General features: G+C 42.1%; 16 protein-coding genes. All 16 read left to right on the top strand.

The annotated features are described in order from the left end of the window. The first annotated feature begins 109 nt into the window (after nt 1-109). The 16 genes from AAEY98_RS07945 (at nt 110) to AAEY98_RS07870 (ending at nt 14081) form a co-directional block, all read left to right on the top strand. A complete protein-coding gene (locus AAEY98_RS07945; RefSeq protein WP_242445183.1) occupies nt 110-991 on the top strand; it encodes a protein-tyrosine phosphatase family protein in 882 nt (293 codons plus the stop codon). Then, nucleotides 988-1608, top strand: coding sequence for a PilN family protein (locus tag AAEY98_RS07940; RefSeq protein WP_351016199.1), 621 nt, complete (start codon nt 988-990; stop codon nt 1606-1608). Before AAEY98_RS07945 ends, AAEY98_RS07940 begins: the two co-directional genes overlap by 4 nt. Next, entirely contained in the window at nt 1605-2261 is a 657-nt protein-coding gene (locus tag AAEY98_RS07935) for an MSHA biogenesis protein MshJ (RefSeq protein ID WP_351016196.1), read from the top strand. Before AAEY98_RS07940 ends, AAEY98_RS07935 begins: the two co-directional genes overlap by 4 nt. Continuing rightward, on the top strand, nt 2242-2568 hold the full coding sequence (locus AAEY98_RS07930; protein ID WP_502959450.1) for an MSHA biogenesis protein MshK: 327 nt from the start codon (nt 2242-2244) through the stop codon (nt 2566-2568). The genes AAEY98_RS07935 and AAEY98_RS07930 overlap by 20 nt, the downstream gene beginning before the upstream one ends. A gap of 13 nt (nt 2569-2581) precedes the next feature. Then, on the top strand, nt 2582-4258 hold the full coding sequence (mshL, locus tag AAEY98_RS07925) for a pilus (MSHA type) biogenesis protein MshL (RefSeq protein WP_192116400.1): 1677 nt from the start codon (nt 2582-2584) through the stop codon (nt 4256-4258). 69 nt (nt 4259-4327) lie between these two features. Beyond that, complete coding sequence (locus tag AAEY98_RS07920) at nt 4328-5272, top strand: ExeA family protein (protein WP_350978983.1); 945 nt, start codon at nt 4328-4330, stop codon at nt 5270-5272. Then, a complete protein-coding gene (locus AAEY98_RS07915) occupies nt 5269-6633 on the top strand; it encodes a tetratricopeptide repeat protein (RefSeq protein WP_351016193.1) in 1365 nt (454 codons plus the stop codon). Before AAEY98_RS07920 ends, AAEY98_RS07915 begins: the two co-directional genes overlap by 4 nt. Next, nucleotides 6630-8390 carry a GspE/PulE family protein gene (locus AAEY98_RS07910; RefSeq protein ID WP_101087693.1) on the top strand — a complete coding sequence of 587 codons (1761 nt, stop codon included), beginning with the start codon at nt 6630-6632 and terminating at the stop codon, nt 8388-8390. The genes AAEY98_RS07915 and AAEY98_RS07910 overlap by 4 nt, the downstream gene beginning before the upstream one ends. A gap of 2 nt (nt 8391-8392) precedes the next feature. After that, the gene (locus AAEY98_RS07905; protein WP_192116398.1) at nt 8393-9607 is read left to right on the top strand and encodes a type II secretion system F family protein; all 1215 of its coding nucleotides are present in this window, start codon (nt 8393-8395) and stop codon (nt 9605-9607) included. A gap of 68 nt (nt 9608-9675) precedes the next feature. Further along, nucleotides 9676-10254 carry a hypothetical protein gene (locus AAEY98_RS07900; RefSeq protein ID WP_351016189.1) on the top strand — a complete coding sequence of 193 codons (579 nt, stop codon included), beginning with the start codon at nt 9676-9678 and terminating at the stop codon, nt 10252-10254. 109 nt (nt 10255-10363) lie between these two features. Beyond that, nucleotides 10364-10969 (top strand): pilin, encoded by a 606-nt coding sequence (locus AAEY98_RS07895; protein WP_101087690.1) that lies wholly within the window; start codon nt 10364-10366, stop codon nt 10967-10969. Between the two features lie 65 nt (nt 10970-11034). Further along, entirely contained in the window at nt 11035-11550 is a 516-nt protein-coding gene (locus AAEY98_RS07890) for a prepilin-type N-terminal cleavage/methylation domain-containing protein (protein WP_351016186.1), read from the top strand. 202 nt (nt 11551-11752) lie between these two features. Next, nucleotides 11753-12265, top strand: coding sequence for a type II secretion system protein (locus tag AAEY98_RS07885; protein ID WP_502959637.1), 513 nt, complete (start codon nt 11753-11755; stop codon nt 12263-12265). Beyond that, nucleotides 12255-12809, top strand: a complete 555-nt coding sequence (locus tag AAEY98_RS07880) for a prepilin-type N-terminal cleavage/methylation domain-containing protein (RefSeq protein ID WP_351016180.1) — start codon at nt 12255-12257, stop codon at nt 12807-12809. The genes AAEY98_RS07885 and AAEY98_RS07880 overlap by 11 nt, the downstream gene beginning before the upstream one ends. Next, nucleotides 12809-13636 carry a prepilin-type N-terminal cleavage/methylation domain-containing protein gene (locus AAEY98_RS07875; protein WP_351016177.1) on the top strand — a complete coding sequence of 276 codons (828 nt, stop codon included), beginning with the start codon at nt 12809-12811 and terminating at the stop codon, nt 13634-13636. The genes AAEY98_RS07880 and AAEY98_RS07875 overlap by 1 nt, the downstream gene beginning before the upstream one ends. A 1-nt stretch (nt 13637) precedes the next feature. Further along, the gene (locus AAEY98_RS07870) at nt 13638-14081 is read left to right on the top strand and encodes an MSHA biogenesis protein MshP (protein WP_351016174.1); all 444 of its coding nucleotides are present in this window, start codon (nt 13638-13640) and stop codon (nt 14079-14081) included. Nucleotides 14082-14115: the final 34 nt, after the last annotated feature.

Genomic DNA, 14115 nt, shown 5'->3' with positions numbered 1-14115 from the left:
CATGTTGATGTTATATGCTTGTACATTGGCTTAAAAATGTCATTTTTACTGATATATTTATCATCAGTAATCTTAAATAATTAATATGTTAGCGAATATGGGCCACGCAATGGACAATGGTTTTTTGAGTAAACTAGCCTTTTGGCAGACATCGCAATTGATGGGTAATGTAGGTGTATTTATCGCCGGAAATTCCCTGTGGGTATGTAAGCCACAGCAAGGTCAATCAGCGCCTGTTATCAGCCAGTTTTTAGTACAAAAAAACAATTGGTCTCAAGCCTTTGAAGCATTAAAGAGTCAGTTTGGCCGAGTTCGGGTGCAATTAGTGCTGTCGCAGCAGTATTATCAATTATTACAAGTTGAAAAACCCAATGTTGAGCCTAGTGAAGTGACTCAAGCGTTGATTTGGTCTGTTAAAGACATGGTGTCAGAGCCCGTTACGAATATTCATCTAGATTATTTCGAATCCAGTTTTATTGCCAGTTCAAAAGTGAATGTGGTGGTCAGTAGTCGTCAATTTTTAATGCAATTGGCCAGTGCTTGTGATGCCAATGGATTAGATATTGTTGGGATCAGTATTGAAGAATTGGCATTAAGCCATGTCTTAGCACACGATAATATGGCACATATGTTAGTCGCTCACTTGCCGCAGCAAGAATTGTTGTTGTTAGTTGTTAAAGCGGGTGAAGTGTTAATGCAGCGTCGCGTTAGAGGATTTAACCACCTAGATAAAGCGACTTTAGAAGAATTAAAGCAAGGCTTAGCCGATAACCTCAGTTTAGAAATTCAACGTTCTATGGATTATTTTGAAAGCCAATTACGTCAAGCTCCAGTTGGGTCAATTAGTATTTTGGTTGAAGGTGATAGTTCATCATTGGCCAATCTCGTTAGTGCTAACTTTAATCAAAAAGTGGTCGCGGTTACTCACGATGGCGTATCGAATTTACTCGCGCAGTTAGCGTTGCAAGAATTAGCTCGAGGTGAAGTGTGATAAAAACCAGTGTTAATTTATATACCACAGATTTGTTGCCGAAAAAGCAAAGGCTAACCTTTGCGAGAATGATGTTGGCATTGGCTTTTTTCACTGGAGGTTGCGCTGTACTTTATGTTGTAGGGCTGTGGCATACCGATGAATTGCAAAAGTTAAATCAACAGGCAAGCAGCACAAAAAGTCGATTAACTAACCAAAAGACACAACTAGAACAACAAATTGCTTTACGTAAACCTAATGCCGATTTGGTAGCAAAGGTTGAACTTGAGCAACAACGTTTAGATCTTAAAAAACTACTAAAAGATGAACTAAGTCAGCGCAAGACCATGATAAGCCAAGGTTACTCGCCAATGTTGACCGACTTGGCTGCTGTGGCTGATAGCAATGTGTGGTTGAGTCATATTACTATTGAGCAACAAAACACTAGCGCTCAGCGAATTGAGTTTGAAGGTTATGGTCGTAACCCTCAAAGTATTCCATTGTGGATAGACAAATTAAAAACCACTTCAACGTTAAAGGGTTATGCATTTTCAGCGATGACAATGGATCGCGGTGAAGCACAGCCGTTGGCGTTTAAATTGATAAGCCAGCCCGTTGCTAAGGAGTTTGCACAATGAAGCAACAATGGCTGGTGTGGTCGTCAAAATTTAATGAGCTAAGTCCACGAGAGCGGATATTGATTACGTTAGCCTTATTCGTTGTCATTGGGATGTTGCTGTTTATGCCATTAGAGTCATTGTGGAAGCAACAGCAAAGTGTTCAGAATCAGTTAAAGGGACTCGAACAAGAAAATTCGATTTCATTACAACAAGTGGCGCTTTATGAAGAGCGTTTACAGCTCGATCCCAATCAAGATTATCAACAACGATTACAGTTGATTAATGAGCAGATGCAATTGATTGATGCTGATCTCAGCAACAAAATGGTTGATATGGTTCCTGCGGATTATATGCCGACAGTATTAGCCAACTTACTGGGCAATGTGAAGGGGGTATCGCTCATGTCGTTTGCCTCTATTGCGCCCAAAGCCTTATTGCAAGTGGGTGATGGTAGTAAAGTTAATCTTTACAGCCATGGTATTAAGTTGACGTTACAAGGCGATTACTTTTCTATTTTAGCGTTTATTAAAGCGGTGGAAAGTATGCCCGATAAATTGTATTGGAAGCGTTTAGATTACCGTGTTGAATCTCATCCCGATGCGTTAGTTGAATTAGAACTTTACACACTTAGTGTGAATAAGGACTTTATCAGTGTTGCGAAACAAGATTAATGCTATGGCGTATGCATCCAGCCTAATGATGCTATTAATGTCGGCTGCTAACGCGCAAACATTACGTGATCCAACTTTACCAGGGCAGGGCTTTGTTGCTGTGCAGGCCAAAGCTGATAATCAATCTTTGGTGTTAAACAGTATTGTTAACGGCCAGAATACTTATGCGGTTATTAATAATATTATTCTTTCGGTAGGTGATGCTATTAGCGGTAGTGGATTACGAGTATCAAAGATTAACAAGGACGATGTTACCTTGTCAGACGGAAGAAAACTTCAACTATTTCAGTCGATAACAGAGCGATAGGATAAGAATAAAAATGAATGTGATTAGATATGTTACTCCTCTGATGTCGCTGTGCTTAGTTGCTTGCCAAACGACAGATAGGCCCGACCCACAAACAGCGAAAGCGGCCTTGAATGAGTCAAGGCAACAAGCTGAGGCGAGTCAAGCCATTACGCCTCCTCCAGCGGCAATGCCTGAAGATGTTCAGCGTGAGCTTAATGGTAATAATGTGTTGAGCCAATCAGCAAGAGCATTGCCCGCCGAGCGTCGTTTTGATGTATCAGCCAATGAAGTTGACGCCAGAGTTTTTTTCCCCAGCTTAGTAAAAGACACCCCATTGAGTGTCGCGGTACATCCAGATGTACAAGGTAAAATTTCATTATCTTTAAAAGCGGTAACCTTGTCAGAAGCCATTCAAGTTGTTGAAGACATTTATGGTTACGAAGTGAATCGAGAAGGTCGTATTTTACGTGTGTTTCCGTCGGGTATGCGAACCGAAACTTTCCCTTTGAATTATATCTACATGCAACGTGAAGGGTTGTCATTAACCTCCGTTAGCTCAGGACGGATTTCAGACCAAAATAATAATTCAAGTAATGGCAGTAACAATAGTAATAGCAACAGCAGTAACAGTAGTAATAGTTCAAATAGTAACAGTAGCAATGGCAATTCGAACAGCAGTGACAATACCAATGGCACGTTTATTCGTTCAACGACCAAGACCGATTTTTGGGGTGAATTACAAGCCACATTAATGTCAATAATGGGTGAAACAGGTGGCGGGCGACAGGTTGTGGTAACCCCTCAAGCAGGGCTTGTTACCGTTCGAGCTTTCCCTGATGAGCTACGTCAAATTCGAAGTTTCTTACAAATAGCCGAAAGCCATCTACAGCGCCAAGTGATTTTGGAAGCGAAAATTATTGAAGTGACCTTATCCGATGGTTACCAGCAAGGTATTCAGTGGGAAAATGTCTTAGGTCATGCTGGCAGTACCAATGTTGATTTCAGTACCTCAGCAGGACAAGGGTTAAGTAATGCGATTACGTCTGCAATTGGCGGTGTAACCTCGATTAATTTCACCGGAAGTGATTTCAGTACCATTATTAACTTGTTAGATACCCAAGGTGATGTTGATGTACTTTCAAGCCCTCGTGTTACCGCTTCTAATAATCAAAAAGCGGTTATTAAAGTCGGCAATGACGAATACTTTGTCACCGATGTATCTTCAACGACCGTAGCGGGTACCACTCCGGTAACGACGCCGCAGGTTGAGCTGACACCATTTTTCTCAGGCATTGCCTTAGATGTAACCCCGCAGATTGATGAATATGGCAACGTAATATTGCATGTCCATCCTTCGGTGATTGACGTGACCTCACAAACCAAAGAAATTAAAATCAGTGATTCAACCTTAGAATTACCGTTAGCACAAAGTGAGATCCGTGAATCGGATACCGTTATCCGCGCCGCTTCTGGTGATGTAGTGGTGATTGGTGGCTTGATGAAGAGCGAAAATATTGAAACAGTGTCTAAAGTACCTTTATTAGGTGATATTCCTTTTCTGGGCGAAGCCTTCACCAGTCGCACTAAATCTAAAAAGAAAACTGAATTGATTATTATGTTGAAGCCAACGGTTGTGGGTGGTGACACATGGAAGGATGAATTAAAGCGTTCGCAAGATTTAATCGAACGTTGGTACCCTTCTAAATAGCGACCGTTGACGGTAGAGAATTGACGATTAAAAATAGCGGTTGAAATTGATAAGGGATAGCCAGTAATTATGTATTTGCAGCACTTTGGCTTAAGTCAATTGCCCTTTACGCTTACCCCAAATACGAGTTTCTTTTTTGGGTTGTCGCCGCATGTGGAAGCGTTGCAAGTGCTGCAAACCGCATTACAGACAGGTGAAGGTTTTATTAAAGTGACTGGTGAAGTGGGTACCGGTAAAACCTTAGTGTGTCGTAAGTTGTTGAATGACTTACCGACTCAATATCATTGCGCTTACTTACCTAACCCCTATTTGAATCCTAAAGAATTACGTTTGGCCGTAGCGGGCGAACTCGGTTTAGCGTTACCGAACAAATTAGATCAACAACAATTGACAAGGCTTATCCATGAGCGCTTGTTAGCGTTAAATCATCAGGGCTTTCACGTGGTGTTAGTGTTAGATGAAGCGCAATCATTACCGGATGACAGTATTGAGGCGTTAAGATTATTTACTAATTTAGAGACCGAAAGTCGTAAATTATTGCAAGTGGTGTTGTTTGGCCAACCAGAATTAGATGAGCGTTTAGCTCAACCCAAGTTTAGACAATTACGACAACGCATTACCTTTAGCTATGACTTACGTCCATTAACATGGGATGAGATACAAGCTTATATTGGTTACCGACTTGCTATAGCGGGTTATCAAGGACCTGAATTGTTTAATACCGCGGATATTAAACACATTGCCAAAGCTGCTCGAGGTATCCCGCGTTTAGTGAATATATTGGCGCATAAGAGCTTATTGCTATGTTATGGCCAAGGTAAAAAAAAGGTGACATCTCGCCATTGTCTAGCTGCGATAACGGATACAGAAGATATTAATTTACAACATAAAGTAGGGTTTTCCCGTGTCAGCATGCTGATAATTATGTTGCTTGTAACAGTGATGGTGGTTATTGGGTTAAATGGTGATAATTGTTGTGGTGAATGGATGACACAAATAAGCGAGATTAAATGAGTGTGATTATCAAGATGCTGAAAGATTTAGAGCAGCGTCAGCAACCAGGAACAGACAAACCACCAGTGCAACCTGCGGGTGAATTTGTACGTCCTCAAATTCAGTATCATTCAGTAGCTAAATCTCGCTCACCACTTATTAGCCTTATTGTTGTTGCCGTACTCCTGATCCCTACATTGTGGTTTGGTGTATCTATGTATCGCCAAGCCAATATTCAAATGGTCAATGAGCCAACAGCTATCAATACATCGGTTACCGAAGATATTCAGTCATCGCTGGCGAGTCAGCCACAAGATAATGTCGTTGCTGCTGAACCTAAGCTTGCTCAAGTTTCAACTGAAGCACCAACCCAAGCAGCAGCTCAAATATCAACTCAAGCATCTATTCAAGCGAGCACCCCAGAAATCACTGCTGAGATGATTGAACCAACGGATCGCATATCCGAGCTTGATCCATCCAAAGTGAGCACTGCATCAGCCGTTAATAGCGAAACCGTTAATATCTCTTCGCCATTGGAACAACAAGTTAGTGCGAAAGTAGCAGAAACCGTCAATACACAAACATTTAACCAACAAACAGTACTAGCTTCAACCGTAGACACAGAGAAGCCCAGTGGTTCGGTGGATAATAATTCACAGAATATGGCTTCGCTGATTAATACTGAATCCACTCAAGGCCAAATCGTAGCGCAAACATCTCGCTTCTTACCCGCAGAAGTGCCCGCAGAAGTATCTGCTGCAGCAAAAACTGTTGATATGAGCGTCAATGAAGTGGTGCTTTCCAAGACGCAAATGGCGCAATTACAATATCGCAAAGCGATGGATGCTGAGCAAGCGCAACGTCTGGACGATGCGGCGGGTTACTATTTAGAAGCCATTATTTTACAACCGAGTTTACATAAAGCCCGTAAGCAATTAGTCGAAATTTATTTTGCGCAAAATAATCCAACGACTGCAATGAGATTACTCGAGAGTGGAATCAGTATGTTTCCACAACAGTGGGAGTTTTATGTGATTTTGTCGCAAATTCAAACTGCAATAAAAGCTTATGATGAAGCGTTAACAACGGTGGCGATGATCCCAGATAGCTCATCGTGGGCTCGTGATAAGTGGATCGCACAAACCGATTTGGCACAAAACTCTAAAAACTTTGTTTTAGCGGAGGAGGCTTACCGAAACTTATTGGTATCTGAGTCAACTCAATCTCGCTGGTGGATGGGGTTAGGTTATGCGCTCGATTCCCAGCAAAAATATCCACAAGCCGCGCAAGCATACCGATCAGCATTAAGCTATGAAGGGCTATCAACTTCAGCTATGACATTTATTGAAAAGCGTTTAGATCAGCTAGGAGAAAACCGATGAAGCCTAAGTTAAAGATGCGGTTAGGAGATCTTCTTGTTCAAGAGCTGATTATTACTGACACCCAATTACAGCAAGCATTAGCAGAGCAGCGCAATTCAGGTAAAAAGCTCGGCCGCACCTTAATTGATTTGAACAGTATTACTGAAGACCAGTTACTTAAATTTTTATCTCATCAGCTTAATTTACCGTACCTCGATATTAGTCGTCGTCCGATTGCCGATGAAGTGGTGAATATTCTCCCCGAAGTACAAGCGAGGCGTTATCGAGCTTTAGTGGTGGAAAGTCATTCCGACCATGTATTAGTTGCTATGAGCGACCCCGCTGACTTGCAGGCTATTGATAATATTGAAGTGTTAGTTGCCCCTAAGCAGTTAATGATCGCGGTGGCACCAGAGCAACAATTACTCGACGCGTTTGACAACCTTTATCGTCGTACTGGGCAAATTGCTGAAATTGCCGGTAAGCTTGATGAAGAATATGCCGCAGATGACATGTTCGATTTGGCTAATTTGACTCAAAGCGACAGTGATAACGAAACCACCGTGGTGAAGCTATTACAATCTATTTTTGAAGATGCGGTGCAAATGCGTGCGTCAGATATTCACATTGAGCCTGGCGAGAAAGTACTGCGGATCCGTCAGCGTATCGATGGCCAATTACATGAAAACCTTCTCAGTGAAGTTAATATCGCCTCTGCTTTAGTATTACGGCTTAAGTTGATGGCTGGACTGGATATTTCAGAAAAACGTATGCCACAAGATGGCCGTTTTCATATGGAAATAAAAGGTCATAAAATCGATGTGCGGATGTCGACCATGCCGATTTATCATGGTGAGTCGGTGGTGATGCGTTTATTGGATCAGACCACAGGTTTACGTACGTTAGATGAAACCGGTATGCCACCGCATATTGTGGCGCGTATTCGTAAACAGATTAAACGCCCCCACGGTATGTTGTTAGTTACAGGGCCAACCGGTAGTGGTAAAACGACCACCCTGTACGGTATTTTAAGTGAGCTTAACACTGCCGATAGAAAGATTATCACTGTAGAAGATCCGGTTGAGTATCAATTACCGCGCATTAACCAAGTACAAGTTAACCACAAGATTGGTTTAGACTTTTCTAACGTGTTGCGTACCACGCTTCGTCAAGATCCTGACATTATCATGGTGGGAGAGATGCGTGACCAAGAAACGGTAGAAATTGGCTTACGCGGTGCATTAACCGGTCACTTTGTATTATCGACTTTGCATACTAATGATGCGGTTACCAGTGCGTTGCGATTACTTGATATGGGCGCGGCGAGTTATTTGGTTGCCAGTGCGCTGCGGGTCATTATCGCTCAACGTCTTGTTAGGCGCGTTTGTCACAATTGTGCCGTAGATTATCAACCAACCGCAGCTGAACGCAGCTGGCTTGCGAGTGTGACGAAAAAAGATATTAGCAGCGCTACGTTTAAAGTGGGTAGCGGTTGCCAAACCTGTAATGGATCGGGCTATCGTGGTCGTATCGGTATTTTTGAAATACTCGAGCTCGACGAAAATATGATTGATGCCATGCGAACGGGTAATCCGCAAGATTTTGCCCGTGCAGCGCTGCGCAGTCCTAACTTTATTCCTCTCGCGCATTCTGCGATGGAGTATTTATTCCTTGGCACCACAACACTGGAAGAGGTGTCAAAACTGGTTGAAGACGTTAGTGAGTCGAAAGTGCCGTTGTCGGAAGATATTGTTAGCCAACAAGATATTGGGTTATAACAATGCCACTATATCAATATCGAGGACGTAATTCACAAGGGCAGGCGGTCAGTGCACAGCTTGAGTCTGCTAATGAAAGCGCGGCGGCCGATGCGTTGCTTTCTCGCGGGATCATTCCACTAGAATTGCGCGAAGTGAAAACTAAGCAATCCTTTTCGATGAGCTTATTTCAAAGCAAGGTGTCGCTGGAAGAGTTACAAATTTTTAGTCGACAAATGTATTCACTGACGCGTTCAGGTATTCCTATTTTAAGGGCCATAGCGGGCTTGTCGGAAACAACCCATTCCGATCGTATGAAAAAAGCTTTGGATGATATTTCTGTTCAACTTACTTCAGGTCGACCGCTATCGTCGGCAATGAATCAACATCAGGATATATTTGATTCGTTGTTTGTCTCGATGATCCATGTTGGGGAGAATACCGGTAAGTTGGAAGATGCTTTTATCCAGTTGTCTGGTTATATCGAGCGAGAACAAGAAACTCGTCGACGGATTAAAGCCGCAATGCGCTATCCGATGTTTGTCTTGATTGCGATCACTATTGCGATGGTTATTTTGAACATTATGGTGATCCCTAAATTTGCCGATATGTTCTCTCGTTTCGGCGCTGAATTGCCATGGGCGACAAAAATTTTAATTGGCACGTCTAATCTGTTTGTTAATTTTTGGCCTCACATGATTGTGCTATTAATCGGTATCATAGTCGGGATTCGATATTGGCATCACTCTGAAAAGGGCGAGAGGCAATGGGACTTATGGAAGCTGCACATACCTGTTATTGGATCTATTATTGAGCGCTCAACCTTGTCACGTTATTGTCGCTGTTTTTCGATGATGCTCAGTGCAGGCGTTCCGATGACACAGGCATTAAGCTTGGTCGCAGATGCGGTCGATAACGCTTATATGCATGACAAAATTGTGGGTATGCGCCGTGGTATTGAATCTGGTGAGTCAATGCTAAGGGTATCAAATAGCAGCCAATTGTTTACCCCATTAGTATTGCAAATGGTTGCCGTGGGTGAAGAAACCGGTCAAATAGATCAGCTGCTCAATGATGCCGCTGATTTTTATGAAGGTGAGGTGGATTATGATTTAAAAAACCTCACTGCAAAACTCGAACCTATTTTAATCGCATTTGTTGCTGGCATTGTATTGATATTGGCACTGGGTATTTATCTACCTATGTGGGATATGCTGAATGTGGTAAAAGGCGGTTAGCAAAGAATGCAACAAAGAACGCAACAAAGAATGCAACAAAGAATGCAAACAGATCATTGGGTATCGAGATGTTGAGCCAGCAAAAAGCGGATGGCGATCTGCTTAAAGTCTATGGGCGAGTTATTGCGATTGTGGTGGTGTTAACGCTGCTGGCTATTTTTGGCGGACGTTATGTCAATACTGCCTCAAACATAGGTGGGCGTGGTTTAGAGTTTGAACATAATCGTTTTTTGAATGTCTTAGCTATGGTGCGTAGTCAGTGGTTAGCTTCTGGCCGACCTCATAAAATGCAGTTGTCCTGGCATCATATGGCATCGAATGTGACATCAAGTAAGATTAGCGATGACGATACAGTATCAAAAAATGCTCCGAGTAAGATGGATGCTATTAATACTGATGCTGATTTGGTTGGCACCGATAATTGGATTGCTATGTCTAATCAAGGTTGGCCAACCATTGACACTAATGATGTCCAAGGTTGTGAACAACTGTGGGGGCATTTATTGGCAACTAATGTTCAAGAGTTAAATATTACGGTAGATTATCAGCCTGATGAGAACATTTGCCGCTACTATTCAGGCAATACAGCCAGTTTAAGTTATCAGCTACAAACCGGTAGAGTTATTTTTTTAATGAGCGATGGATAAAGTTTGTGCCATTAGTGTTAAATTTTAAATAAGCTGCTAATATTAGTGAAGTTATAGCTTAATCAGTATTATTTCCTGTTGTAGGCGCTATAGATAAGAGTGAGTTATTATGAAATTGAAACAACAAGGTTTTTCATTGATCGAGTTGGTTATTGTTATTGTCATCCTCGGTTTATTAGCCGCTACAGCGATCCCGCGTTTTTTAAATGTGACCGATGATGCTGAAGACGCCAGTGTTGATGGTGTTGCTGGTGGTTTAGCCACAGCAGTGAGTTTTGTTCGCGCACAATGGGAAGTTGATGGTCGTCGTAACAACAGCGTTATTTTAGATGGTACTAGCGTATCACTCGATACACGTTTTGGTTTTCCAACTGGCACAACCAATACTGATGTTACCTCAATGACCAACGAAACATGTCAGGAAGTATTTGATTCAGTTTTACAAAATGCTCCTAGAAATGTACTGTTCAATCAGGATGCTCGTAATCATCGTTATACCGTAAGAATGCAAAATGGTGTCGGCGGTTCATCTACCAGTATTGATGGCCAAACTGTTACTGGTCTTGATTTGTGTGTTTATCACCAAGTGGCTACTTTAGCGCTAAATCAAACGTCGGGTGTAGCAGATCCTGCGCCTGATTTAGACACTGCGGGTGCTAACGGTGTAACATATAATGCAGGTACGGGTCAGGTCGTATCTTTTACAAACAACTAATTTGATTTACCACTGTTCGCAGTGATGTTGGTTTACCCATTTATTTTCTATAGAGGTTATTTAATATGCAAAAACAACAAGGTTTTACATTAATCGAATTAGTGGTAGTGATCATTATTCTAGGTATTTTAGCGGTTACGGCAGCACCTAAGTTTATTAACTTGCAAGGTGATGCTCGTGCTTCAGCGTTATCAGGCATGAAAGCGGCAATTCAAGGTGCAAACACCTTAGTTTATTCGAAAGCAGCATTAGCTGGTGTCGAGAAAGGCATAGATCCTACTGATGGAAAAGCTAATGTAGATATCAACGATAATGATAATGTAAATATAGTATATGGCTATATTGCAGCATCAATAGTAGATCTGGAGGCCGCATTGGATGTTACATTTGCTGCTGGTTCAGATGGCGTCGCAACAGTAACTACACCTGTTACAGTTGGTGATTGGATTATCGAAGAAAGTACAGGTAGTGTTGAAATTTGGCAAGCAGGTGCACCTGCTACTTGTTCTTTTACTTATACTCAAGCAACGGCGACATCAATTCCTGCCCTTTCTCAAGTTCCTGATGCTGACGATTGTTAATACTTGATTGTTAAGTAATAAAAGCCTGCTCATGCAGGTTTTTTTTTAAGTTAAAAAAGGATATTAATCGACTCACTTGGCTTTTCTATAAAATGTGACAAGGTAATAAATAAACAGACAATAACGCCTATTTTTGCCATAATGAGTAAGTTAATATAAGTCACTGACACCATTATGGTTTAATTAATATTGAACGTTAATAATGTTCATCAGGTTGAATGAGGACATCATCATAGTGAATCGACAACATCATATTCAAGCCGGGTTTACCTTGGTTGAATTGGTTACCACCATGATTGTGATTGGTATTATTGCCGTGGCGGTGTTGCCGCGTTTGATGTCTGATTCATCTTTTAGTGCCTACAGTTTACGCAGTGAATTTATTAGTGAGTTACGCCAGGTCCAACTTAAAGCCATCCAGAATACCGATCAGTGTTATCAAATTGACGTGACATCAAGCGGTTATACGTTACGCCATTTTAGCGAAAGAGCCGCCAGCATATGTACAAACCAAGTACGTATAGAGCAACAACAAACCTTCAGCGGCAATGCTCATGTCGCCTTAACCAGTAATGCTAGCCAAGTGTTTTCGATTACCTTCGACAGCTTAGGTCGCATGTTATCTCCGGCTTGTTCTGGCCATTGCTTTAATGTGGTGGCAGATGAAACCTTAGCCATTGCGGTAGAGTCTGAGGGGTATATTTATGCTCTGTAAAACTCAATTTCATCGTTTATCACAATCTACTCGTGGTTTTACTTTAATCGAACTTGTTATTGGCATGATGGTGATCGGCATTGCGATAGTGATGCTCACCAGTATGCTTTTTCCCCAGGCGGATAGAGCAGCATCAACATTACAAAGAGTGCGTTCGGCAGAATTAGCTCATTCGGTAATGAATGAAATTTGGGGTAAGCGATATGATCAAAATACCAATCCCAATGGCGGAGTACCAGCGTGTAATGCACCGACTGGTGACGTTTGTTCTTATACTTTATCAGCCGATGGTACTCCATTTCTGGGGCCTGACGGTGAAAGCCGAGACACGTTCAACGACGTTGATGATTATAATGGTTTGGATGAAGACGATAACATGCTCGACTCGAGCCAAACTTATGTCCAAGCCTATCCTCGCTATCAGTTGCAAGTCACTGTGGCATATCTCGACTCAGCAACGAAAGCGCAAAAATTAATTACAGTATCGGTGACAACGCCTGCCAATGAAGTGATCACTTACCAAGCGGTAAGGAGTAACTACTAATGCCTTTACGACGAGGATTAAAAGCAGCAGGTTTTACCTTAATTGAAATGGTGACGGTCATTTTAATCTTAGGGATTATTATTGTTGGGATTAGTAGTTTTGTGATTTTTGGTACTCGTATTTTTGTTGAATCAAGTGCGGTAGATCAAGTGCTCAGTCAAAGCCGTTTTGGTATCGAGCGGATGACCCGAGATATTCGCCGTGCAGTGCCCAATAGTATGCGGGTACTTACCGCAACCGATGGCAGTTATCAGTGTTTGGAGTTACTGCCTATTAGCACCAGCACATCGTATCTTGAAGCACCGTTTGTGCCTCAAATTGCGCAAAATACCATAACCGCGATTAAAAGTATTCGTCCCATTAATGCTGCTCAGTCAGTGTTAATTTATCCTTTAACCAATAGCGAAATTTATAATCCTCAAGCGACTACCGCCAAACGATTTATTGTGCAGAGTGTGGCTGAAATAAGCGATCAACTCACCATTACATTAACTCAAAGTGTGCGTTTTACTGAGGCCTCACCGTTAAAACGCTTGTTTGTTGCCGATAGCCCATTAAGCTACTGTTTTGTTAATACAGCTAGCAATGTTGATCTGCGCCTGTACCAAAACTATGGTTATAAGGTCAATCAGCCTGCACCAGCTGCAATGGGCAATGGCGTATTGATGGCACAAAATATCACTAATACCTTAGCGGTTAATCCCGCGGTGATCTTGACTCCATCGACACTGTTGACTAATGCTATAGTGCATTTGCAGCCACTATTTAGCGTCAATGGTGAAACATTTCAATATCAACATCAAGTACAGGTGATGAATGTTCCCTAAGATGAAATTAACCCAACATTATCAACAAGGTAGCGCACTAATCATTGGTATATTTGTGCTAACGGTGATGTTTTTACTTGCCGCGAGTTTAATCCGTATTGTCGGTGATGCAGATGAATCTGTGAACATGGAGGTGTGGGGCACTCGAGCTTTATTTAGTGCGAATAGCGGCGCCGATACGGCGTTGGCTGAGTTATTTCCACTGTTAGGTTCAGCAGCTAATTGTACTAATGTTAGCCCTACATGGACGCCGCCAAGCGGATTAAATGGGTTTCATAACTGCACCGTGTCGGTTACCTGCAATACTGCAACTGTGGGCAGTGTGACTCAATATCGTATTAACAGCTCAGCGGTATGTGAAACAGGTAATTGTGGTGGCAATGCTAACAGTTCAACATGTTTGCGAGTGAGTCGCCAAGTGGAGGTAGAAGCCCGTGGGAATTAAGTTACTTAAATATATTTTTACTCTTCTGAGCGTT

Source organism: Shewanella sp. AC91-MNA-CIBAN-0169, assembly GCF_040310165.1.
Lineage (GTDB): Bacteria > Pseudomonadota > Gammaproteobacteria > Enterobacterales > Shewanellaceae > Shewanella.
This window is presented reverse-complemented; position numbering and strand designations above follow the sequence as displayed.

What these genes read in the sequence shown, in the direction of transcription:
- AAEY98_RS07935 (WP_351016196.1), top strand. Translation starts at nt 1,605, where the DNA reads ATGAAGCAACAATGGCTGGTGTGGTCGTCAAAATTTAATGAGCTAAGT.
- AAEY98_RS07945 (WP_242445183.1), top strand. Translation starts at nt 110, where the DNA reads ATGGACAATGGTTTTTTGAGTAAACTAGCCTTTTGGCAGACATCGCAA.
- mshL (WP_192116400.1), top strand. Translation starts at nt 2,582, where the DNA reads ATGAATGTGATTAGATATGTTACTCCTCTGATGTCGCTGTGCTTAGTT.
- AAEY98_RS07920 (WP_350978983.1), top strand. Translation starts at nt 4,328, where the DNA reads ATGTATTTGCAGCACTTTGGCTTAAGTCAATTGCCCTTTACGCTTACC.
- AAEY98_RS07890 (WP_351016186.1), top strand. Translation starts at nt 11,035, where the DNA reads ATGCAAAAACAACAAGGTTTTACATTAATCGAATTAGTGGTAGTGATC.
- AAEY98_RS07875 (WP_351016177.1), top strand. Translation starts at nt 12,809, where the DNA reads ATGCCTTTACGACGAGGATTAAAAGCAGCAGGTTTTACCTTAATTGAA.
- AAEY98_RS07900 (WP_351016189.1), top strand. Translation starts at nt 9,676, where the DNA reads ATGTTGAGCCAGCAAAAAGCGGATGGCGATCTGCTTAAAGTCTATGGG.
- AAEY98_RS07880 (WP_351016180.1), top strand. Translation starts at nt 12,255, where the DNA reads ATGCTCTGTAAAACTCAATTTCATCGTTTATCACAATCTACTCGTGGT.
- AAEY98_RS07915 (WP_351016193.1), top strand. Translation starts at nt 5,269, where the DNA reads ATGAGTGTGATTATCAAGATGCTGAAAGATTTAGAGCAGCGTCAGCAA.
- AAEY98_RS07895 (WP_101087690.1), top strand. Translation starts at nt 10,364, where the DNA reads ATGAAATTGAAACAACAAGGTTTTTCATTGATCGAGTTGGTTATTGTT.
- AAEY98_RS07905 (WP_192116398.1), top strand. Translation starts at nt 8,393, where the DNA reads ATGCCACTATATCAATATCGAGGACGTAATTCACAAGGGCAGGCGGTC.
- AAEY98_RS07885 (WP_502959637.1), top strand. Translation starts at nt 11,753, where the DNA reads ATGTTCATCAGGTTGAATGAGGACATCATCATAGTGAATCGACAACAT.
- AAEY98_RS07870 (WP_351016174.1), top strand. Translation starts at nt 13,638, where the DNA reads ATGAAATTAACCCAACATTATCAACAAGGTAGCGCACTAATCATTGGT.
- AAEY98_RS07910 (WP_101087693.1), top strand. Translation starts at nt 6,630, where the DNA reads ATGAAGCCTAAGTTAAAGATGCGGTTAGGAGATCTTCTTGTTCAAGAG.